Raw genomic sequence first — 24215 nt, forward strand, 5'->3', positions numbered from 1 at the left:
AAAAGCTTTTATTAACAATGATATATGAGCTTTTCATCTATTGAGTCAAATTGTTGCTGTAAAAATAGTTGACGTTCCATTTTAATAAGTCGTTAAGATTAAGTTAATGCAATGGGCTTTTTTTGTATTGTTAATCAAAAGCCTGTCTTAACCATGCTCTGCTCTGGCGTCCTGAAACTCGCACCTTGAGTGGTAACGGGTATCTATCTATAGAAGGATAAATATGACCGCTCGAGAAAATAGATAACCAGAATTAAGATTATATAGCTTATTGTTGAAGTACTGATTGTCGTGATTTTTCCCAAAATTTTTTGATAAAAAGGCATTAAAACCAATGTAAAGGTAAACTTACAACAAGAGAGCGATATATACCCGTAGCCAATCAAGCGCTTCTTCGATGGGTCTAAAAACAATTTATACTTCGTTATTAACTTTAGTCAGGTTCCTACATGGATGTAGGACATTAGGGTAACGCAGGAGCAGTTACCGAGAATAACCATGACGTAAACTTAATGCCTTGCATACATGGATGTAGACCTTAGATTTTGTTTGGAACGTAAAATCTGTGCCTAAATTGTTTTTAGTTCCCACTGAAACCTGCATCTTGAATGGTTACGGGTATAGAATGAAACATTTTGAAATATATAATTTAACTACATTTAAATAAAAAAATGATTTACTAGTCATTCAACTTAATAGTTACTGGAAATGATGATGTTAATGTATAAAAAATTGCTAAGCATACTTTTATTAAGCTCTACGTTTAGTTCAGCATTCGCGTTTGATAGATTAAATAACATTCAAATAAATGAACTACTATCCAATAAAAATAGGCCAACAGAAGATTTAGAAAAAGATCCGATTAGAAAGCCAGCAAAAATTATACATTTCACTGATATTGCAAAAGGCGATGTAGTTATCGATTTATTTGCAGGTGGTGGATGGTATACCGAATTGTTCTCTATGGCTGTAGGACCTAATGGCAAAGTTTATGCTCAGAATGATAATGTTATTTGGCAGTTTGCTAAAAAAGGTTTAACCGAACGTACTAAAAACAACAGGCTTGAAAATGTAACACGTTTAGACAAAATTGAAATTGCCGATATGGCAATGGCAGATAAATCCGTAGATCTTGTTTTTACTGCATTAAATTATCATGACATGTTTTTTACACACCGTATTAATGATGGAAAAGTTATACAAGTTAGAGAGCAGGTAGTAGATCATAAAAAGGCGTTAGCCAATATAAAGCGTATCTTGAAAGATGACGGACAAATCGTGATTATTGATCATGTTGCGCTAGCAGGCTCTGGATTTAATGCACCAAACGACATTCATAGAATTGATCCAAATATTGTTAAGTATCAAATGCAAGAAGCAGGCTTTGAATTAGTAGAAGAAGCTTTCTACTTACGTAATAGCCATGATGATTTAAATACCAGTGTATTCGCACCTAGTACAAGAGGAAAAACAGATCGATTTGTTTATAAATTTAAAAAATTGAAAGAATAAAAACTCTACAGTGTTAACTTGAACAGAGGCTGTTAATCAATTTCATACGCCTTAATTATTTTTATATTAAGGCGTTTTTATCATTGTACGTTTACGATTACCTTGGTTTAATTGTAAGTAAAATATGAATTATTTTTATCAATTATGCTCCATTTTTTATGACTCTATAAAAACTTAAGTCCCGATCCTTCAAACTAGCAAGATTATATATAGAACCCAAAAATCACCAGTAAAGTTAATTGTTAACAATGTAGCTTGTATCGTGTATTATCGACTAGATAAGAATTTTAGGGATTGATGAAGTAACTTTTTTCTTAAATTAATCCTTTGTCCGTTGATACTTGGCTAAACAGAGTAATCGATCTAACACTAAACGGAAGATTTATATGTCGTTTTTTGTTTTGTGAATTTTAAATTAGGTGAATGTATATGAAAATGACGTTACTAAAAGCTACCTTATTAGGTGGTGTATGTCTCAGCCAGATTGGTTGTGGTGATAACAAAGAAATAGAAGCAGCGGCAGCTCCAATTGAGCAAAAAACGCCTAGTTTTACTGATGTGTCACAGCAAATTGGTTTGATCACAGAAGCTCGTTGGAAATATGGTGGACCATCAATATCAGATATTAATAATGATGGGTATTATGACTTTTTATTAACTAATCATAACGCTACACCTGTACAGTTATACTTATCAAACGCAGATGGCACCTATGCAAAAAATCCAGATATTTTTCCTAAGGTAGACTTACATGGGATCGCTTCTGGCGATTACGACCAAGATGGCGATAACGATATTTTATTATCTGTTGGTGGCGGTAATGGCTTAAAACCATCACCACAAAGATTACTGAGAAATGACAACGGAAAATTTGTTGATGTAACGGTTGAGGCAGGAATCTCTGAAATGGGAGCCCGTGGTCGATCGGTGCGCTGGGTAGATTTAGATAACGATGGTGACTTAGACTTTCTTCAGCAAAATGCAGAAAAAATGATCAATGAAGAATTACCTAGAAACATCATTTTTGCAAACAACGGAGACGGCACATTTACTTATGTACCAAGCCCATCATTTGAAGAAATAGATTCAGAACGCGTATTAATTACCGATTTTAACAATGATAACATCCCTGATCTCTTCGCCTTCAATAGTTATGCTAAATCGGTATTATTAATAGGTAATGGCGATTTTAGCTTCACTAATGCGACAGACGATATGTTTCCAGCAGATTCAAATAATTACCCTGGAGTTATTTCTGTTGCACAAGCCGATATTGATAATGATGGCGATCTCGATTATTACTTAGCTAGAGGCAAGTTATACTACACTATTGCGGATAACAGTATTTCTTTTAATGAAGAGAAAGGTCGTTTAGATCTTCGAGACCAAGGCTCAAAAAGCCATGATGGTATTACTTTACTAGCAGATAAAGATATCGGCTTAACAGACTTCTATCATTTTCCATTCGGTAAAATTATGGACGCTATGCCGGTATTTATCGGTAAAAATAAAACACCACTTAAAACACCTACTGAAGAGGTTAAAATTACTCAAGAGCAAGGAGCTGGTTTCCCTGAAGAAATTACAGATACAGGTTGGTATTTGGGTTACTTAGGTGAAGGAAAATGGCGATTAGAGTGGATGCTGACAGAAAAATTAGCGTGGGATATTCGTTCTTCTATCACTGGATTAAGTGGATACATTCCAGACTGGACACCACAAAATAGAGGTATTCCTGATGTATTACTACGTAATGATAATGGTAAGTTAGTTAATCTATCTAATCAACTACCACCAGAAGCATTGAGTAACAACTGGGGAGTTACACCGGGCGATTTTGATAATGATGGCAATACAGATTTCTTCGTATATCGTTTTGGTGAGTTAAGAGAGCGAGTAGCTGATGTTATGTTACTAAACAACGGTAAAGGTGGATTTAAAACCGTTATTGAACATGGCGCTACAACCGAAATTGGCTTAGATTCACACGGCGATATGGGTACAGCATTTGACTATAACTTAGATGGAAAAATCGATATTTTAAGTGGTGATGACGACAATGGAAAATGGCACATGTATCGTAATGATATCGCATTAACCGATAGCAGCCATTATCTTCTTACTCATATTGGCTACTCTGAAACTGGAATAGACCCACTAGGAGCTAAAGTTACAATTACTACGGCTACAGGCCAACAATTTAAATTAATTGGTTCTTCTAGCGCATCACATTCACAAAGTGTATTGAATATTGCTCATTTTGGTTTAGGTAAAAATCAACAAATTAAATCAATAAAAGTAAGATGGCGTGACGGTACTGAAAGCATAAAAGAAAATGTTAAAGCCGATCAACTTATTGTTATTGGTAAAACAAAGTAATATCAAAGATATAACACCTATATTGCACAGTATAAAATGGCGCTAATTTAGCGCCATTTTTTTGATTTATTGAATACCTTAACTAGAAAGGGCTAGTTTTTATTAAGTGATATTTAAAGAAAGCTTACTCTTTTGCTGGTTTTGCGTTTTTTCTAAAGGCATCAAGGTTTATTACATTACTTGAATTACTCTGTAATGATTGCTCTGTTTCCTCAGTATCAATCTCTGTTTCTAATTCGTCATTTTTTAAAGCTTGTTGATAAAAATCGAATTCGTCTTGCTGAAATTGGTTGATTTTTTGGGTTATTTCTTTATCACTACAGTCTGAATAGTCAACTAGCCAGTTACGTAAAAACTCATGGTGGGGAGAAAAGTAATCTTTCTGATTTTTGTTTTTTCTTAATAGTTGATTAACAAAACCATCAAATTTGATTAACTCGTAGTCTTGTGGAATATAATCGTTTTCATCAACATTATTGTCAAAATACCAAGCAACATCATTAGTGGTTGCTTGTACTGATCGGTCACCACGTTGATGAAAAGTACATCCTGAATGAGCCGCGGCATAATGGTCTAAGCTCTCTTCAATATAGTCTTCATCATCAATAACCATTTGCATTAGTTGTTGAACATGCAAACCTAAATGATGATCAAACATATTCAAAAAGGCAATTTCATCGCCTTTTTTTAATCCGGTAAAAGTCATCGAAAAACGTGAGTGATAATCCATTACAATAATTGTTTTTTTACGTTTTACGGTAATTACATGCACTAACCAATGCCAATCTTTAAGGTTGCTGCCCACTTCTATTTCTTGCTGCTGTGCCTGTATTGATGCCTCTATCGTTTTATGTGTTGCAGGTTCAATAGGAGAGTATTTTTGACCTTTGATTGTTCGAATAAAAAACTCAGTTGCTGATTTAGTGCAATTAAAAATTAACATTTTTGTGTAGTGACAATTAAGTTAGCCCTCAACCTCTAATATTTCCCTTAAAGTTTGCCCGTAAGAGGGCTAGTCATCTTTAGGCCACCTTAAGTATGGTTCAGCGTATGCAAATTTTGCATGTTCTAAAGCTACTTTATACTTTCTATAAAAGTCCTTTCCCTTAAAGTCTGATAAAGCTTTCATCTTTTGTTTTAAAGACATTTTGTTAATAATCTTCTGACGCTTGCTATAGTTTGAAATGCCCATCTTTTCTAGATAATCCAACAATATCCATCGATTAACTTCGCACCTCTTTGTTAAGCGCTCATCAGATCTTGTGGGGATAATTGCTAAATTGGAGAAACAACGTAAATGCTTACAATTTTGGCAGTCTACTTTAGTGCTTTTATATATTTCTTCGGTTATTGTTTTGCGGTTTATAACTCCAGTATATATGTGTTTAATTTCTGCAAAATTATTCCAGAAATCTCTGAATTTCTTATATTTACTTTTTTTGGCTGATTCGTAGATTTGATTCATCATGTAAGGCTCAGTGAGGTAACTTTCTGATGCATAATTTTTATCTAACAGACCTTTAGGAAAATTTTTCCAATTTGCTTTTATGAACTCTTTAAGGTCGTCGGTTAAACAAGGAGCAATATAATCGCACTTTTTTTCATGCTTATATTTCCTAAAATCATGAAAATATTCGCTTCTATATCTAGGCCCTTCGTAAACTTTAGGGTGAACGCCCCTATAGATGTAACCTAGAGCTACAATAGCTTCATTACGGTTTGTGGGCTTGGCGATGTAAAGGTCAGTTTTGTGAATGGGACAAAAAGAGTTATGAGACCATGTAACATTGATTATCCCATAACCAAAATCCTGAATATGCTTTTTGATACACTTAGGACAATATTTTATTGATGAGCTACTTGTACTATTTCTTTTTTTATCCTTGTTTTTCCCAAAAAACCTCTCTAAATCATCTCTGTAAGCAACAGGTTCATCGAATGTTTTGTCTGTAATTTTTGCAAGTCCAATATCCCTTAGTAAATTAAGAATGATTGAATCTTCAATTGGCTTATATAAATGAATAGTATTATTTAAAATCTTAGGGAATGAAGCCCAGCCACCTTTAGTTGTAATAATATTTGAAAAATCAGAAACGCCATTAATAATATGAGTACGATAAATAATACTGTGGATAGATTCATCTTCTTGTACTTTTAACAACTTAATTATCCACTTTACTTATTATTGTATTAATTATTTAGTGTCGTATTGGTATTTAATACAAAAGGCCAGCGGCCACAAAAGTGACGGCTGGCTTTTCTGCCCACCCTATCCCGTATCACATGTTATTATTCGGCTAATCAGCAGTACCTTTGGCCTAGCTTAATTCAAAGCAATAACGATATGCTCCTCAAATTGTTTGAATAGCGCTGTGGTAGCGAACTGGCTATTCACAGGGCTTACCGAAATTGGTGCTTCAAACGGTTGTGGTTACCCACATGTTTTGGCGTTAAGGTGCCAACTTCCTATTTGGGTTTCTTAAACTTACCAAACAGCAGGGTATTCAACAACCCCATTAACTGCAAAGCCATGATTTAGTAATGCTTGTCGGGTTATGAATGGTAATGTGTTTGCGTCACTTGGATATTCAGCTAAGGATTTTTCCGCATAGTTATCAATAACATTAAGCAACTCAGATAATTCATACTGTTTTGAAATGATTGAACCCCAAATTGCATCTTCAACCATTGATTCTAACTCTAAATTGGAATTTTGAAATGCTAGGCGGCTCTGATAAATAATTCTAAACTTGTTTTCACCTTGATGATGAACTACAAGTTTTTGTTTTGGGATCTTCTTAATTAATTTGTACCCTGATCTTCTAGGATCATAAAATACTTGGTTTATAACAACCTTCCCTTCAACTTTATGGAAAGTCTTTTTCTTGGTTTCTGGATCAATGCACCAATAAACTCGAAAAGAATTTCGTCGTAATTTATGACCGTAAATTTCAAGAAGTGGCTTGAGCGCTTCCTCTGTCCCAAGCTTTGTTCCTTTACTCCATGCACTTACAACAGACTGTTGAGTCCTACAAGCATCTCTGATTTCGTTTTGAGTCCAACCATCATTTAACGCCAACCTTACTAACTGCTTGGTCTGTTTAAATTTCCGCTTACTCTTTTTGGGATTTGCTGTTGCTTCCATAATTATCCTTAAAATGAAGCAGGTGAATAACCACCTGCTTCTCCATTACCAGTTACTTTTTCTGGTTGGGGTTCATTTGCTTACCTTTATTACCATGTACTTTAGCATTGGCAGGGTTATTTCCTGAAGTGCCTTTATTATTATTTCCTTGATTAGCTTTGTGATTATTATTTTGAACAGACATTATTTTACTCCTAGTTGATTGCCTAATTGAATCTTATGAAAGGAGCAGAAAAATAAAATTGATATTATTATGATAAAACGTGATATCCAGTGATAAGTTATTTATTCATTTTAAATCAATAGGATACCAAACAAAAAAGATACGGCCATAAATTCGTATGGCCAGTACGATATAAAATAATTTCAAAAACTACTTGCGTAGTATTAAGCTAATAGTCTAATATCACCCCAACAAACAGATCGTACAGCAAAAACGAATGGAGGTAATAATGAAAACTATCGAACTATTATGTAAGGAATTAATAACAGGTGCAACAAATGCTCTTTTTGAAAAGAGTGAGCAGCAGGATGAAAATATAATTCACCTGTTAACAGGAAGCTCTTTAAACCTAAATGGTGAAATTGTTGAGCAACAACTTAGCAACGTTACCATCAAAGAGGGCAAAGATATTCAGCGTTTTCAATTAGAAGAAGGCGATGTTGTACTTCTTTCAAAAGGTAACTCAATCCGAGCAGGTTATGTTACGGCTAAAATAGCAAACCTCAATGTTATCGTCTCTACCAACTTTATTTTATTAAGACCAAACAAAGACAAATTAGTTGGAGAAGTATTAGTAGCCTACTTTAACTCCCCGGAAGGTCAAAATTTGCTTGATAGCATCAGCAGAGGTGCAGCAATAAAAAACATCAGCCTATCAAGTATTAAGAATCTTGAAATTGAATTACCTACATTGGAGAAGCAACAGGAGATCGCAGAGTTGTTCCATGCAAGTAATCAGGCTTATAAATCTACTCTAGACTTGGCTGCACAACAAAAGAAGGTTGCCACAGCTTGTATCAGCCAACTAATGCAAGGAGCAGCATAATGGAGAACTTAGAAAAACAGTTATGGCTTGCTATGCAAGAGTGCCGTGGCTCGATGGATATAACACACCTGATTGAGTTATTTTCCCATGTTGCTTTTATTGCAAAAGAGGCACCTGAATTATTTCAAACAATTGTGAATACAGGTCAAGCAAAACAGTTCGAAATGTTGATAGAAGCAGGAAGATCTCTAGAAGATAAACATCCAATAGAAATATGTGCTGCTCCAAATCAGTATCGAGTTGATACCCGAGTGCTCAGTGTAGCTATTTCGTTTATAGCAGAAGTTTCTGATTTAAATTTGCTTGCCAAGTTATTAAGAGGCTTTACTAATGATGCAGGAAAAATGGGAGTGGGAATTGCATCCAATCTTAACATGGAAAGAATTTTTACATCGCTAGTGGGTGACTGTAGTGACAAGTCTCTGTATGACGGAGTCTGCGGTTTAGCTAGAGTTGCTTCAAATTTAAATGCAGGAAAGTTCTACTTAGAAGAAAAAAACCAAAACACTTGGATTACGGCTTATCGCTTATTAACCATAGAAGATAAGTATTTTGAGCTAGTTTCTGGTGATTCGCTTTTAGAATCAGGCTTTGGGTATAAGCAACATTTTGATCTAGTAGTAATGGAGCCACCAATGGCTCTAAAATTTGGGGCTGAAGATCGTCGTAGACTTGCTGAATCACCTTTTATTACTGTACCAACAGGCAATACAGTATCTGCCAACTCTGGTGATAGTTTATGGATCCAACAAGCATTAAGTAACCTTAATGATACTGGTAAAGGGTACATATTGTTACCTCAAGGGCTTTTATTTAGAGGCGGTTACGATGCTAAGGTTCGCGAATACTTATTAGAGAATGAGTTATTAGAAGCAATTATTGGCTTACCAGCATCAATACTGGATTTCACCGGAATTTCACCCGTTATATTAGTGCTTAATAAGAATAAACCTGCTGGCTCCCCTGTAATTTTTGTCGATGCAAGTGAGATAGGCACACTTAATAGAAACAACATCGAGATATCAGAAGAAGATGCAAAGTTAATAGCAGATTTAGCCTCAGGTAAGCTTGCTGATGATGAACGCTACAGAGCAGTATTTATACCTGAAATTAGAGTTAACAATAACGAATTAAATATCGCTAAATACATTCATAAGAATATTGAAGTTGAAAAATTCGATATGGCTGAAGAGCTGAAAAAATTAAATAGCTGCCAAGTAAACTTTGAGCAGTCTCAACAAAAGTTAACATCGTTACTGAATAAATTTCAATAAGTTAGTAGTATAAGCAACTTATAATGTTGCTTCTCATTAATTAGTAACGGAACCAAATAAAAAGGACACAATACAATGACGCAACATGAAAAATTAACTCTCGAAAAATTAGAAACCTGGTTATGGGACAGCGCAGATATTATGCGCGGCAGCATCGACAGTTCAGATTTTAAAAACTACATCTTTGGCCTTATCTTTTTAAAACGCTTAAACGATGTTTTTCTTGAGCGTATTGCGCAAGAAATGGAAAAAGAAAATTGTACTGAAGCTGAAGCCATTGCAATTATTGAAGAAGATTACGCGAACGAATTTGTACCTGTAGATGCCCGTTGGGACAAAATTGTTAAAAAGACTGAAAACATTGGTGAAAGTATCGATGAAGCTTTTGCAGAAATTGAAGCACAAAACCCTGACTTAGAGCGTGTTTTAACGGCAATTAAATTTGGTGATAAAGAGCGCTTAAGCAACGATTTACTACAACGTTTATTACGACATTTCAACAAACATAAGTTAGGCAATAACAATTTATATAAAGCTGATATGTTAGGCGATGCTTATGAATACCTAATATCTCAGTTTGCTGATGATGCAGGTAAAAAAGGCGGTGAGTTCTATACCCCACATGGTGTGGTAGAGCTAATTGTTAAACTAATAGACCCTCAGCCTGGTCATGAGATTTATGACCCAACATTTGGTTGTGGCGGTATGTTGGTTGAAAGTGCCCGTCACATAGCTGAAAAGCCAAATGGCACATTATACGGCAAGCCAAACTGTGTGCTTTACGGACAAGAGCGAAACCTCGGTACTTGGGCGATAGGTAAACTGAATCTATTCCTCCATAACATGAAAGCCAAGTTAGAGCGTGGCGATACTTTAGTAGATCCAAAACACAAAGACGGCAATAGCATACTTTCGTTTGACCGAGTGATCGCTAATCCGCCATTTTCAGCCCTAGATTGGTGGACGCCATTAGAAGCGAATAAACAAACAAAAACGGATAAAGACGGTAACGTAAAAGATATACCACCTAAATACAATGAAGAGCTAAAAGATCCATATGGTCGCTTTAGCTATGGTATTGCACCACGTAAAAAGGCAGATTTTGCTTTTGTGCAGCATATGGTTTCAAGTCTTAAAGAAGATGGTCGTATGGGGGTGGTTGTACCGCATGGTGTGTTATTTCGCGAAGGCGCTGACGGTAAAATCCGCAAAGGAATGCTTAAAGGCGTTAATGATTTTAAAGGTGATTTAATTGAAGGTATTATCGGCTTACCAACAGGCTTGTTTTACAACACAGGTATCGCTGCCGCAATAATCTTAATCAACAAAAATAAACCTATAGGACTTAAAGATAAAGTGGTATTTATCGATGCTAGTGAAAGCTTTGAAGAAGGTAAAAATCAAAATAAACTGCGCGATACAGACATCAAAACTATTACCTCTCGATTCAACAAGGCCGTAGAGCAATTAGTTGAAGCAGGTGAACAAACGCAAGAGCAAACTCAAACACTATTAGAACAAATTGAAGTTAAAAAATATCTTCGTATTGTTGAAATGGGTGAAATTGAAAAAAATGACTTTAACTTAAACATCAGCCGCTACATTGACACCTCTGAACCAGAAAAGATCATTGATGTTAAATCTGTATTAAAAAGCCTTCAATTAATCGATGAAGAAATAATTGAGCTAGACAAAATATTAAAGCAGCACTTATCTGCAATCAACTTTAATGAGGAGAGCAGCCATGCTGGGGAATAATATTGAAAATATTCCTGAAGGTTGGATTGTTGCGAATATTGAAGACATTGCGGATATAAAAACAGGCTCCGGTGACACTCAGGACAAAGAAGAAGGCGGTAAATACCCTTTTTATGTTCGTTCAAATACCATTGAAAGAGTTAACAGTTATTCCTTTGATGGGGAAGGAGTCCTTACCTCTGGTGATGGTGTTGGCGTAGGAAAAATTTATCATTACGTAAATGGTAAAATTCATTACCACCAAAGGGTTTATAACATTCATAACTTTAAAGATAATGTTTTAGGTCGCTACTTCTACGAATACTTTAGACACAATTTTTACAGCCGTGTCATGCGCATGAGTGCCAAAGGTTCTGTAGATTCTGTTCGCCTCGACATGATTGCTAAAATGTCTGTACTTATTCCATCTATTGCTGAGCAGGAAAAGATTGCTGATATACTTTCTTCTATTAGTCAGAAAGTCGATTTAATTGATAGAAAAATTAAGAATACACACAAGCTAAAAAAAGGTTTAACACAAAAGTTATTCTTAGAAGGGGTTGGGTCTCAGAATGAACAAGGCGAGTGGATTTCTCATCTTGAGTTTTGTAAAGAAACAGGAAAGCCTGCATGCTGGAAGACAGGAAACCTTATTGAATTTTTAGAATTAAAAAGAGGATATGACTTACCCACTAAAGAAAGAAATGCAGGAAAAGTTGAAATTATTGGTTCAAATGGTGTTGTTGGAACACATTCTGAATCTATGGCCCAAGGGCCAGGAATAATTACAGGACGTTCTGGCACCATAGGTAAGGTTATCTTTTCTAAAGGCGAGTTCTGGCCTCTAAATACATCACTTTATGTAAAAAACTTTTACGGGAATGATGCTAAGTTTTGCTTCTACTTTTTAGAACAATTCGGACTAGCTAAACATGGAACAGGGACAGGGGTTCCGACTTTAAATAGAAATGTTGTACATAAAGAGCAAGTTAGTTTCCCAAATAGCATTAAAGAGCAAGAAAAAATCGCATCGATTTTAGATACCGTAGACCAGACGTTATTTCTTCTGAGAAAGCAAAAAGAGGAATTAACTGTTTATAGCAAAGGTTTGATGCAAAAGCTGTTATCTGGTGAATGGCGTGTCAACCTGAATAAGGCCGCATAAGGGCAAGCCACTATTGAAGCATAGTTAAAAGGAATGGGTTACAAATATGGAACAAGACGAATCACAACAAAGCAATAATCAACCAGAGTTAATTGGTGTTGAAAAACCTGCTATCGCATGGTTGGTTAAATTGGGCTACACCCATTTGCAGGGTAAAAGCATAAATCAGGAACATAGAACTGATGCTCCAATATTAGAAGATGTGCTGTCTAATCGCTTGCTTATGCTCAACCCTTGGTTGGCTGATATTACCAATGGAACAAAGCTAGCGATTAATCTGCTAAGGGGCATTTGGCTTGATGAAAGTTCTAATCTAATGTTGGCTAATCAGGCATTTTGGTTAAAAGTTTTGTTTCATAGTGATCTACAACTTAAAGATAAAGATGGAACCCATAAGAGTATCCGTTTTATTGATCAAGCATCGGCATCAGAAAATGACTTCCATGTTATCGATCAATATGTTGGTAAAAATGCTAACGGTGACCCGTTTAAGCCTGACCTTTTATTATTCATCAACGGCATGCCCTTAGGTGTTATTGAATGTAAAAAAAGCAGTATTAAGTTAGAAAAGGGAATTGCGCAAATTGATGGTTACATTAATACCTTCAAACCACACTTTGCCTTTAATATGGTATGTGCAGCCATAAATCGTACCGCTGCAAAATACGGTGCAATCTATGCACCAGAGCAATTTTACCTAACCTATAAGTTTGACCCTAAGCGCCCTGAAGAAAAGAAAATACTAGATGAAATTGAGGCCAAATTAGGTAAACAACCTACCGAACAAGACAAGCTTATTTGGGCACTGTTTGAGCCTGCCCGCTTTCTACGTTTAGTGTGCTTCTATCCTATATATGAACTAGAAGATGGCACTGTCATCAAAAAGCTGCCTCGTTATCAGCAATGGCGAGCCGTTGAAAAAACCTTAAACAGACTGAATGGCAAAGATCCTAAACATCCTAGTGAGCAACTAGGCGGAACTATTTGGCATACCCAAGGTAGCGGAAAATCGCTTACTATGGTTATGTTGGCAAGGTTACTAAGGGCTGAAGCTTCAGGGTTTGATAATCCTAGTATCCTCATTCTTACTGATAGAACCGATCTAGATAATCAAATATTTAACACTATTGACCATGTAGCTGGCATAACAGCGAGTAAAGCAAACTCGGTATCAGGCTTAGAAACTTTACTTGGAAATGACTATGGCATGGTATTTACCTCGACTGTTCAAAAATTCCAAGAGCGTGATGGTAAACCCATTAAGGCGGCTCAGGAAACAGAAAGTGCTGACAGTATTGAACGTCTAAAGTCGCGAGTTCGTCGTGTTTTAAGAAAAGATGATAAAGGTCGAGAAAGCTATTGGATAATTAAAGAAAATAACGAAAACATTGGTAAATTTGCTGACGATGGAGAGCCGTTAAAAGCAAAGTGGAAAGCAATAAGTGAAGAGCAAGTTGACTTTAAAGTGCTCTCTACCAAACACAACTTTATCGTGATGATTGATGAGGCACATCGCTCACAATATGGCTTCTTAGCTGCATTTATGCGAGCGAGTCTACCAAACGCCAAGTTCCTCGCTTTTACTGGAACACCTCTTGCGAAAGATGATAAAAACACCCTAAAAGAGTTTGGTGGTAACGACTACATTGATACTTACCGACTCGATGAGGCAGTGGCTGACGGTGCAACATTGCCGATTAAATATTTAGAAGGCATGAGTAACTGGTTTAGTGACGGAAACTTACAAAAAGAATTTGATGATAAGTTTGGTCAAGAGCCGCCTGAGCGTAAAAAAGCACTTAAACAACAGCTACTGAAAAAACGTCGAGGTGCAAAAGAGCGTATTACTGAAAATGCTAAACATTTAATTGAGCATTTTTTAACATCAGTAAAAGCACGTGGTTTTAAAGGGATGCTAGTGTGTGATGGCCGTGAGCAGGCTATCAAATACAAAGACACTCTTGATGTCTTGATGGAGGAAAGGGTTAAAGGCGGATTACCAACGTTTGAAAGCCGTGTTGTTATCTCACTTAATAGCATGACTGAAAAGCGCACTGGGGCGAGTGAGCAACAAAAAGCTGATAAAAAAGGTCTTAAGAAAAAGTTAGAGACTATTGAAGAGCGCGTTAAGCGTGAAGTGAAAGAAGGAAAAACTCCTGTTTGTGTACCAATGGATGATATTTCTACGCTAGTTAATGAGCTGTTTAAATTGCCTTATGGTGATGAGAAAGAAAATAAGGAAGATGAGAAAGCTAAAGTAAACAATATTGGCTTAATTATCGTTTCAGATATGCTATTAACAGGTTGGGATGCGCCTATTGTTAATACACTATTTTTAGATAAATCTCTTAAAGAACACACCTTATTGCAAGCAATAGCGCGGGTTAATAGAACGCGTAAAGGTAAGAAAGCAGGTTACATCATGGACTACTACGGCATAGTAGAAGCGCTTGATGAGGCTTTAAAAATATTTGCTGGTGATGTTAAACGCGAACAGGTGTGGACAGACGTAGAAGCAGAGCTACCAAAGCTAAAAGCCGCTATGCAAAAAGTGCTAGATATTTTGCCAAAGAAACACAACTTAGTTAAACAAGCAGAAGCTTATAAAGAAGATGCTGATCTATATTTAGACCCTGACACACGCTTAGATATCGTTGAAGACTTTTTAGCGGCTCTGGCCGAGTTTAACAGTAAGCTTGATATTGTGTTGCCCGATCAAAGAGGTGCTCCATACAAACCTTACTTTGCTGTATTTAACGAAATCAAATTAGCACTTCGCCAAAAGTTACCTGAATTTGCAGATAAAGCACGTGTAACAGAAGCTGAAACTGCCATTTTAAAAGAGCTGCTTGACGAACATATAGAAGCTAGCCCAGTAAAAAGCTTACTAGATAGAGAAATCTCTATTCTAGATGCTGCTGACATGGACTTACTGAAAAAGCAAAAAGGTGTAGGTAGTGCTGCTTTGGTAATGAAAAACCAACTTAAGCACACCATTAACACAGGTAAAAACAAAGACCCTGGTTTCTTTGGAGATCTGGAGAAAGAGTTAGAAAAGCTACTTCAAGATGAAAAGGAAGGCAGGATTGAACAAGCACAGTTCTTAGAGCAACTTGAGCTTTTCTCTCAGCGAGTTAGGAATAAAGATGCCCAAGCTGGAGATGTCGGGTTTACAACCGCAAGTGAAATAGCTGTTTTCAACTACCTAAAAACTCAAGTAGAAAATGCTGAAGCAGAAGCATGGACAAAAGGCATTTTTAAAGATGAAGAATTAGCAGAAGTGCTAGTTTCTAATCTCTGGAAGAAACAAGATGATATTCATGCCGCCATGAAAAAGTCTGTTCGTAGCGTACTTCGTGGGTTAGCGGGTTGGGACATGACAGTAGCAAGGCAGCATACTAATGAAATATTCAAAATTATGCTGAATAACTAAGGTCTAATAAAAATGCCTGTCTTTAATTATGGTGAAACAACAATAGAGTGGCTTTTTAAGCTAGATAATACGCTAAAAAGTCACTATATCACCGTAGAACGTGATAAAACCACTCTGCTCAGAGGCCCTAATGCTAGTGAACAACAGCAGAAAGAACTGATTAAGCAACGTGCTAGGTGGATTAAACAAAAGCTTGCTGAAGTCAATCAACCAATTAAAGAAGAGATCGTAACAGGCAGCAGAGCTGTGTATCGAGGGCGTTCCTATTATTGTGAGCTAATTCATGATGATTCGATTAAGCGAGTTGAGATTAATTTTAATCACAGTAAGTTTTATATCCGGTCACCCAAAAAAGGTCCTATTCCTTTAGCAGATTTTAAGCTTGAACTAGAACGCTTTTACTCAAGAAAAGCCTCTCAAAAATTGGGCACTAGAATCCGCTATTGGCAGAGAGAAACTGGCTTAGAAGCTCTTACTCATAAAATTAAAAAACTTAAAAGCAGATGGGGTAACTGTACTGAGAACAACGTTATTGAGTTTAATCCTAAAATTATGGAATTCTCAGGAAGCGTTATCGATTACATCATTATCCACGAACTTTGCCACACAGTTGAAAAAAAACACAATAAAGAATTTTGGAACCTAGTTGCAAGCCATTGCCCTGATTGGAAGAAACGCCATGAAGAAGTAGAACAAGCTGGGAAAATGGAATTATAAATAAGGAGGTAATATTGAAAACTATAGGAATGAGAGTTTCTCCGTCTGAAGTTACGTTTAGTATTTTCGACACAGTTGAAAACTCAATAATAAATATTGAAGAGATAGCTATACCCAACGCATTAACAGTCCCTGAAAGGCTTAAATATATACGTTGTAATATTTTAGATGTTCTGCGCGAGTATGAAGTTGAAAAAGCAGGAATTCGTCTTTCAGAGCCTTCAGCAAGGCAATTGAATATTGACAGAGTACAAATTGAGGGCGTTATTCAGGAAGCTTTTGCAAGTAGCAATTTAGATAACTATTACTATGGAGCTATCAGCACCATCGCCGCCAAAAACAATTTAGACCGACAAAGCATTAAACCGTTAGTTAAAGGTGATGTGAACCACGATGATATCGAAAATTGGCAAGAGTTGTCAGAAAAAGAAAGGGAAGCAGTATTAACTGCGATAGGTGCATCGAATGCTTAGTGTTAATACAGTTGCCGAGATTGAGTTTGAACTTAGAGAGGAGATAGGGCAAGAAGGGCGTAACTCACAAGTATTTAGGAGTTTTGATCAGGCTTTAGATGCTGAACTTGTAATAAAGAGAATTAATAAAAATAGTGTTGCTGATGCTCTGTTTGATGAAGCAAAGTTATTATATAAAAGCACGCACCCTTACGTTGTTCCAATAAATTACGCTTGCCAAGATAGCGATTTCATATATTTGGCTATGCCATACTTCCCTAACGGTTCACTAGCCCAACTAATGGAGCAGCGCTTTTTAACCGTAAGAGAAATAATAAAGTTTACTTGCCAATTTGTAAGTGGGCTTCACAACATACACTCTAAAGGGCTTATTCACTTTGATATAAAACCTGACAATATTTTACTAAGCCACCGTAGAGAAGCACTACTTTCAGACTTTGGGTTAGCTAAACATACAAACTCCTTAGGTTTGGCCAGGCCGAATCAAATGTATGTAAAACAGCTACCTCCAGAGTGCTTTGCGGCGAATGAATATACAACAGCATTTGATGTTTACCAAGTAGGGTTAACTCTATATAGAATGTGTGTGGGCAATGGAGAGTTCAATCGTCAATTTATGAGTTATGTTGTTGCTGGCACTTTTGATCGTGCTAGGTTTGTAAGTGCTTTAAGAAATGAGGCGTTTCCGAATAGAACAGCATACCCTGAACATATTCCTGAAAAGCTTAAACAAACAATTACCAAATGTTTGAAACCTTCCCCTGATGATAGGTTCTCAGCAGTGTTGGAAATAACTAATGCTCTTTCTTCTATTGATGAAAAACTATTAGATTGGCAGTTTGAATTGAACGGAAATCAAAAAAAATGGTCAAAAGAATTCAATGGTGCAATTAAGTACATTGCCATTGAAAATGGAAATTCAATCGCAAAACGCGTACCATCGACTGGCAGAGAAACGAATATTAACCAATACTGTACTAATAATATTGGAGTTAGAGACCTAAAACGGTTCTTCAAAATCTAAATGAAAAATAAAACAACTGTAAACAAAAAAAGTTTTAAAGGCAGAGCTTCTTTGACACAGAAGTCTGCTCAGTTGTCGTATGAAGAAAAGTTAAAGAAGTCTAAAACATCTCGACCCGCGTCAGACTATGACCTGGAGATCGACTCTAACTGGTATGGCTCATTTGTTTTAAAGAGCTAATTTACTTCTTAGCGCACTAGTTCTTTTTTAGAGCTAGTGGGTATAACTTTATCTTGCCTTCAGATTATTAAACACAGCCATTGTTAAAGGTAGTTTATGTTGCATGCGTATAAGCCAACCATGACCGCTAATCTCTTTATCTAATCTAATCAGAGATATAGTTCCATTATTACTTTTCATGACAGTACTAACTTTAACTGCTAACTCCACATCTCTTTTTCTCCAGTCTACCTTATAGCGAATTTGGGGTCTTGTTGGAGTAGGTAATGTTGATTTTAGCCAAGTTTTTTCATGAGTGTTAAGCCAATGAAAAGCTGCATAGCAAGATTGTTTAATTTCTTGTTTTATAGCTGATGGCTTTTCTTGCAATGCTCTTAATATTTGTACTTTATACCTGCGCCTTTTGGATTCAAATTTATATTGCCTTCTTAACTTAACCAAATTTGGTACGGATGATATTATTTGCTCTACGCTTCCTGTTGAGATATTGAAACGACTTGCGATAACTTTACGGTGAAAGCCTTTGTGGGCCATAGAAATAATAATGGCTATTATTTTATCTTTAATAACTCTGGGTTTTTTTGAGGTAGGAATATGCTTTTTCATTGCAATTGATTTTATATAACACCTGCTCTTACCTGTTAACCTACTAATTTCAGCCAAAGACTTTCTTTGTTTTAATAATCTTTCACATTCTTTTTCTATATTTTCTGATGTTTCTAAGTCTTTATTATTAAGATATTTTTTGTTTGCAGGAGGGGGTGGGACTTGGTTGAGCCAGAAATTAATAAGTAGGTATTTAAAAGGGTGTTGAGATACTTTTCCTGATAGTAGTTTTGACAAATATGTGTAGTCGAACTCAGAGTATGGTAATAGATTCATATCTATGTGCTCTAATCGTTTTGTGAAATTAAATAGATCGGATGTTAGCTCACTTCTTTTAAACCTTTTATCACTATACATATAATTATTATTACGTATTTTTGTTAACAAATCATTTTGGTTAAATGATTTGTTGTTGTAGATGACTTCCTTTAGAAAATTACTTGTGTAACTTGAAAACTTATAACTAAGATCTGAGCAGACTTTAGACTCTTGATACGTTATTGGTAATAGGCCGGGTTTAATGTGAGGTCTTTTTGGTAACTCTTTATGATAAAGCCATGTTTTATGTAAATGACAGGCTTCAATACCAGGTATTTGATGTGTTAGGTGCCAATAGGAAACACCATAACATTTAATATCTTCTTGGACACATATAGGGCAAAATTTTAGAGATAATACTTCTGATTCTTTATAGCTAACCAACTGACATGCACGAAATGCTACATTACCATCATCAGCAAGTATCGATCTATAAATGTCGCTTTCTCTATGTGGCATAAAATAAGAAAAGAGCCTACCTAACGTTTGTTCTTTAAATATCTTTAATGGGCTATTTTCTGATATTTCTGATGCTCTTCTGATTCCTATCGTTAAATATGGGTGAATACTGGCACGTGGTTTATTAAGTAATAATTTTAAGTAATCTTTTTCCTTCATACCTAAAATAGTCATATGCCGTACATATCGACTAAATAGAGTTTCATCAGGTAATGCGTTAGGGAGTTGCATCTTTGCACCAATAAAAATAATTAAGCATTTGGCTTATATTTTAGACTATCCTATTTGAACTGTTCTAAAGGGTCATTACACAATACATTATTATCTTTGAAATATTTCAGCGGATTCTTCTCATCTATTGCCCTTCGCAGTAGATCTGGATCGTTAATGCGAAGAGGTAAATCAACAGCATTGAGAGTGTCTCGAAGTTGATGTTCAAATTCGGGATGCTGAGGTCTAGTGATATCACCGATAATCATTTGATCAACTTTTTTTTGTTCTCTATTAGCTGTTGAATTTAGAATATCTGCTTTTTTATTTCTTCTGGGTAATGCATTTTCTTCGCGAAGTTGTCTAACTTCTTCAGTTTTAGATGATAGGCCACAAGCTGAAATGTGAGCTTGTTCTAGCACTGCGGTTGACATCCGTTCATCCCCAGACCCTATCACTAGCCTTTGGGCATCTCGATATATTCGATGTGCCATATCAAGATTTCCAACAGATAATTCAAACAATTTATCATTCAATTCAACACTTAGCTCTGTAGTAACATTTGTCCAATGTAAATCCCATAATTCGTGAACAAAACAATCCCAACCTTTACTATCACGAGTTAAAGTCTTCATCTTAAAATATCCGCCACTTTCAGCTCGTCTTGCTGCTTTTAAGGTCTTGGCAAGAGTGTCATTAAATGGAGGATTAGCACAGAAAAAAAGTGGAACCCCCAACTTGTTTACTAAGCTGTGTAAGAAGTTAAGTAAGTTATTCTCACCTCCTGTTCGCTTAAATTCAAGGCGCTGCATTTCATCGATCACTAATATACCGAGAAAGTTTGCCTTTATTTTTTGTTCTATTTGGCGAGTAAGTTTACCAATGGTTGGTTCAGGCTTTGTACGTTGATCCCCAATAGCTTGATCTAACGTTGCTAATATTTCTTCACATAAATCTCTAACGCTTGAATTATTAGGACAATCAACTTTTAGCCAAACAATTTGATTCCTATGCTCCATGATTTGACCGTTATAGTTATCATGCCCTATTACATTAGGAAAATAGTTTAGCACCTGCTCAAGCATACTGGATTTCCCGACACCACTTTCACCAACAAGCGTAATACCGTCACCCTTAGGTTCAAAATATCCAGTATGAGGCGGTATATCAGGTTTTTCATCTACAGGGTAATGTAAAAACTGTGCTGTTGTCGGGCTTAACGGGTTTTTAGCTGAGTATCCCGTTTTAATTGCCGTTTCAATAGCTCTGAACACTTTAAAGTATAACGGTAATGGTTGTCGTAAACTTTTAAGTCGTACCGTATATTCTTCTCTTACTAATGGGTCTACGTGCTTTCTTATTTCTTCATCTAATTCAGGATAATAGCTAAACGCTTCCATCACCTCTTCTTGGCTCGCTTTGGGTCGTAGAGCTTCAATGAATGGATTGCCTTGGTACTCTGGCAATATGGCCTTAGTGTATTTGGCTTTTTCTTTTCGCATTTGTTAATTACCTTTTTTAGGTCTTCTGCGAGGTAAATAAACAACTTCGCTTGATTTTACTTTTGGCTTGGGATGACCGCTATCCTGGCGTATTGGGCTAGTAATTTTTTCTACTTTACTAGCGTTAGTTTCAATTTCAATCTTGCGATGTTCTCGTGTATTCTTGGTTTTTTCAATAAATGTCAGGTCATCTTTTTTAGCTCTTAATTTCGCCTCTTTTTCTACACTTTTTCTTCTAGCTTTACTGTCAATAGACTCTACAGTAATAGGGGTTGCTTCATGGTTTGAGTCAAGCCAATCTAAAACGAATTCAGATTCATGCATTGGGTAACTCTTCAGCATATGACTTTTTCGAAGTAACTTACACTTAGTGAAGCCTTCACCCTTATTAAGTTTTACGTAAATATAGTTGGTCGTATTTTCATTTATTCTTGCATCCAACTGCCATTGTCCATGCGTCCTAGCTATTGAAGCCAGATTTTCTCTTACAACTCGATCACAAGAGTAATACATGTTGTTATGTTCTATGCCATCACGGGTCATACTAACTTTTGCAGGTGGGTATAAACGACTGATAACATCATCATAGTCTGCAAGTTTTAATGCATGCTTATGCTCAGATATGTGAGCCTTCCAGAAATTCAAAGGAGTGGGAGGTAAGTTCTTTTCGATTAAAAGAGGACTAGAAGTTGCCAGGCTATCATAGATAGAACGGTTCAATTCAAGCACTGCATCAATCAATAAAGTAGTAAATTCTTGTAAAGTATAAATTGCATCTTTTCTAGGATCTTTGTCCCCCCGAACCACTTTTCCACCTCTTGTAGTTCCGAGGAGTTTATGCACTATTTCATCGTTTAATAGACCATACCTTCGCTCAACCATTGCTTTAAAATCAGGTCTATAAGGAGGGGATAATTGTAACTCTGTAAGAGGAACTACTAATTTTTGAGGCTGTAAGCCTATCATTTCACCGTTGTCACACATTAACCGTAGAGGGATATGTGAGGAAGGCCAGTCAGAATCCTGGATATCAACATTAAACTCTTTACAGTATTCAGATTTAGGTAGAAATGCATTAGCTAATGCTTGTCTCGCAGCTCTCCATGATGCGTGATAAAGGGAAACATTTAACCCCACTATCAAAGCACTAGCTCGGTCAACGATAGAGTATATTGTTGGCCTGCCTAGTACATACTGCTTACCAAAGCTTGAAACAATGTGAACGTCAGCAACAGTTGCATCTATTTCAAAGCAACTACCAGGTACAGGCCACTTTTCTGTAACATTGCCGAGTAAAGCTCTTTTGTTTAGCAAAAAATCACGTTCTGTAGTTGATTTTTTTACAATTTCTTCTGGTGTAAAAAGTTTCCTCTTCCACGATAAAACCTGCTTATAACTTGGAACGTAGGGTAATTCACCTAAAGCTTCAGCTCGTTTTACTTCATCAGAATAATATGTTCTCAGTAGTTCTTTACGAGTTTCAGTTAAGCTTTTACCGTGGGGCTTTAAATGGTGTGTCTCAAGTGCCTTTCGAAGATTTTCTTTATCTATATCAGTAATTATAAATGTTTTCGACCTATTAATAGCTAAAGTTCTTGTAGTTTTAGGCGCCCCAAAAGGCTTGTCACTAATATTACGTTGCTTACCTGAACCTCCGCTATATTGATATGCAGGCAGTAAGGAATTTTTATCCTGCCCAAAGCGCCAAAAAGTGTCTAATAACCTTGCTATACTTTTTCGATCTTTTCCTTTTTTTTTCGCATAGTTAGCAAGAGTTGGTACTCTACTTTTTGTTGCATAATCAAATATAAATTCAGAATTATTAGCGATGCTCTTAATTAATTTATAATTTTGATCTCTTTTTAGTAAATGACTTTTATCTATCTCTTCTTCACTAAAAAATAAGTGCGGAGGTAACTTGAACTCTCCTTTGGATATTACTTTCTGTTTTATACCAAGGTTGAATTTTTGTAAGTCTATTGCTGCTGGCCTACTTAATCCCTGATTATTTTCAAGGTAAAAAATGACCAAACAAGATATTTCATCAAATATCTTAATAACACGGTAAAGCCCAGGCTTAATACCCTCAAAATTTTCAATTTTCCAGACACTATTATTAAGAATTTCCAATTGCTAAATCCTCCTGAGCAGTTTCTATACTTAATATGTTTATAAAATCAGAATTCTCTAATGGATATGAAATATCAACAATGAGTCTTTTTTCTCCAATAAGGCATCTCAAAATGTTGAGCGCCTCATCGTGTGCCACATTCATTTCACTTACAAAAAGGTTACAAATATCTCGTATAAAATGTTTACCTAGTGTCATAAGAGATAATGCTTCCTCTAAATTATTTGAATTGTAAGTATTACTCTCTGTTCGCAACGGATGAGTTGCCCAGTTGATATTACTACTTTGTACTTGTGTTAATTCAGTTCCCACAAAATAGGAAAACTTTATTCCTAATAGTTCCCACCAAACGCGTTCTATTTCTAATTTTTCCAAGACTCGGAGTTCATCCGATACATCTTCTGTCTTAACAGAAACAGCCTCAAAAACTATTTCGCCATTTATGATTCTAGTTAGAAGGAAATCTGTTGTAATAATTATGGGTACGTCTGTTTCTGGATGCGTCGGATGATCGACACCTAGGGCTTTAGCAATTTTGATAGACAAATTTATAGGGAAAAGAGGAAATTGCTCTCTAATATCAATTACGGAATCACAGTTTTCTGCGAGATAGAAAAACTCTGTTTCTATAGAGGAGAGGGTATGATGGATTCGCTCTGTTTTTAGGCCAAGTATTTGAGAACGAACTCCCCTAGATTTAACATCTTGAACTCGAAGCCAGGGTTTGTATGATTTACCTTCTCCTAAACCATATTTGTTTTTTAAAGATCTTTTAAAGTCTTCAAATGTCTTAAGCTTCCTTCCCGCCATATTTGTTACTCGTAAGAAAATATTGATTAAAATTATAGTCAATAAAAACATTACGGGCAAACTTTAAGGGAAATAAGACTGGTTATGGGCA

At 36.0% G+C, this 24215-nt stretch carries 18 protein-coding genes; 10 read left to right on the forward strand and 8 right to left on the reverse strand.

Going from position 1 to position 24215, the window contains the following annotated elements:
- Window positions 1-720: 720 nt before the first annotated feature.
- Window positions 721-1512, forward strand: a complete 792-nt coding sequence (locus ACM9HF_RS13950; protein WP_473609794.1) for a class I SAM-dependent methyltransferase — start codon at window positions 721-723, stop codon at window positions 1510-1512.
- Window positions 1513-1947: 435 nt separating this feature from the next.
- Window positions 1948-3891, forward strand: a complete 1944-nt coding sequence (locus ACM9HF_RS13955) for a CRTAC1 family protein (protein WP_473618310.1) — start codon at window positions 1948-1950, stop codon at window positions 3889-3891.
- A gap of 124 nt (window positions 3892-4015) precedes the next feature.
- Here ACM9HF_RS13955 and ACM9HF_RS13960 read toward each other — a convergent pair whose 3' ends face one another.
- From ACM9HF_RS13960 to ACM9HF_RS13975, 4 genes are all read right to left on the reverse strand, one after another.
- A complete protein-coding gene (locus ACM9HF_RS13960) occupies window positions 4016-4834 on the reverse strand; it encodes a DUF6933 domain-containing protein (protein WP_473609798.1) in 819 nt (272 codons plus the stop codon).
- A 69-nt stretch (window positions 4835-4903) separates the two neighbouring features.
- Entirely contained in the window at window positions 4904-6052 is a 1149-nt protein-coding gene (locus tag ACM9HF_RS13965) for a hypothetical protein (protein WP_473609802.1), read from the reverse strand.
- 324 nt (window positions 6053-6376) lie between these two features.
- Complete coding sequence (locus tag ACM9HF_RS13970) at window positions 6377-7036, reverse strand: hypothetical protein (RefSeq protein WP_473609805.1); 660 nt, start codon at window positions 7034-7036, stop codon at window positions 6377-6379.
- A gap of 52 nt (window positions 7037-7088) precedes the next feature.
- A complete protein-coding gene (locus ACM9HF_RS13975; protein ID WP_473609810.1) occupies window positions 7089-7220 on the reverse strand; it encodes a hypothetical protein in 132 nt (43 codons plus the stop codon).
- Window positions 7221-7488: 268 nt separating this feature from the next.
- Between ACM9HF_RS13975 and ACM9HF_RS13980 the strand changes: the two genes are divergently transcribed.
- From ACM9HF_RS13980 to ACM9HF_RS14015, 8 genes are all read left to right on the forward strand, one after another.
- On the forward strand, window positions 7489-8085 hold the full coding sequence (locus ACM9HF_RS13980; RefSeq protein ID WP_473609813.1) for a restriction endonuclease subunit S: 597 nt from the start codon (window positions 7489-7491) through the stop codon (window positions 8083-8085).
- Window positions 8085-9359 (forward strand): N-6 DNA methylase, encoded by a 1275-nt coding sequence (locus ACM9HF_RS13985; protein ID WP_473609816.1) that lies wholly within the window; start codon window positions 8085-8087, stop codon window positions 9357-9359. The genes ACM9HF_RS13980 and ACM9HF_RS13985 overlap by 1 nt, the downstream gene beginning before the upstream one ends.
- A gap of 75 nt (window positions 9360-9434) precedes the next feature.
- Window positions 9435-11117 carry a type I restriction-modification system subunit M gene (locus ACM9HF_RS13990; RefSeq protein ID WP_473609821.1) on the forward strand — a complete coding sequence of 561 codons (1683 nt, stop codon included), beginning with the start codon at window positions 9435-9437 and terminating at the stop codon, window positions 11115-11117.
- Entirely contained in the window at window positions 11104-12261 is a 1158-nt protein-coding gene (locus ACM9HF_RS13995) for a restriction endonuclease subunit S (RefSeq protein ID WP_473609824.1), read from the forward strand. The genes ACM9HF_RS13990 and ACM9HF_RS13995 overlap by 14 nt, the downstream gene beginning before the upstream one ends.
- A 46-nt stretch (window positions 12262-12307) precedes the next feature.
- Window positions 12308-15694, forward strand: coding sequence for a type I restriction endonuclease subunit R (locus ACM9HF_RS14000; RefSeq protein ID WP_473609826.1), 3387 nt, complete (start codon window positions 12308-12310; stop codon window positions 15692-15694).
- 12 nt (window positions 15695-15706) lie between these two features.
- Complete coding sequence (locus ACM9HF_RS14005) at window positions 15707-16411, forward strand: M48 family metallopeptidase (protein ID WP_473609828.1); 705 nt, start codon at window positions 15707-15709, stop codon at window positions 16409-16411.
- A gap of 14 nt (window positions 16412-16425) precedes the next feature.
- The gene (locus ACM9HF_RS14010) at window positions 16426-16884 is read left to right on the forward strand and encodes a hypothetical protein (protein WP_473609832.1); all 459 of its coding nucleotides are present in this window, start codon (window positions 16426-16428) and stop codon (window positions 16882-16884) included.
- The gene (locus tag ACM9HF_RS14015) at window positions 16877-17908 is read left to right on the forward strand and encodes a serine/threonine-protein kinase (RefSeq protein WP_473609836.1); all 1032 of its coding nucleotides are present in this window, start codon (window positions 16877-16879) and stop codon (window positions 17906-17908) included. The genes ACM9HF_RS14010 and ACM9HF_RS14015 overlap by 8 nt, the downstream gene beginning before the upstream one ends.
- 228 nt (window positions 17909-18136) lie before the next feature.
- Here ACM9HF_RS14015 and ACM9HF_RS14020 read toward each other — a convergent pair whose 3' ends face one another.
- The 4 genes from ACM9HF_RS14020 to ACM9HF_RS14035 are packed head-to-tail and all read right to left on the reverse strand — an operon-like array spanning window position 18137 to window position 24175.
- Window positions 18137-19702, reverse strand: a complete 1566-nt coding sequence (locus ACM9HF_RS14020) for a TnsD family Tn7-like transposition protein (RefSeq protein ID WP_473609840.1) — start codon at window positions 19700-19702, stop codon at window positions 18137-18139.
- 50 nt (window positions 19703-19752) lie between these two features.
- Entirely contained in the window at window positions 19753-21183 is a 1431-nt protein-coding gene (locus ACM9HF_RS14025) for an ATP-binding protein (protein WP_473609844.1), read from the reverse strand.
- A 3-nt stretch (window positions 21184-21186) separates the two neighbouring features.
- Entirely contained in the window at window positions 21187-23313 is a 2127-nt protein-coding gene (locus tag ACM9HF_RS14030) for a TnsB C-terminal domain-containing protein (RefSeq protein ID WP_473609848.1), read from the reverse strand.
- Window positions 23300-24175: a TnsA endonuclease N-terminal domain-containing protein gene (locus ACM9HF_RS14035; RefSeq protein WP_473609852.1), complete on the reverse strand. Its 876-nt coding sequence runs from the start codon at window positions 24173-24175 to the stop codon at window positions 23300-23302. The genes ACM9HF_RS14030 and ACM9HF_RS14035 overlap by 14 nt, the downstream gene beginning before the upstream one ends.
- Window positions 24176-24215 lie beyond the last annotated feature (40 nt).

Source organism: Colwellia sp. RE-S-Sl-9 (assembly GCF_048296855.1).
Lineage (GTDB): Bacteria > Pseudomonadota > Gammaproteobacteria > Enterobacterales > Alteromonadaceae > Pseudocolwellia.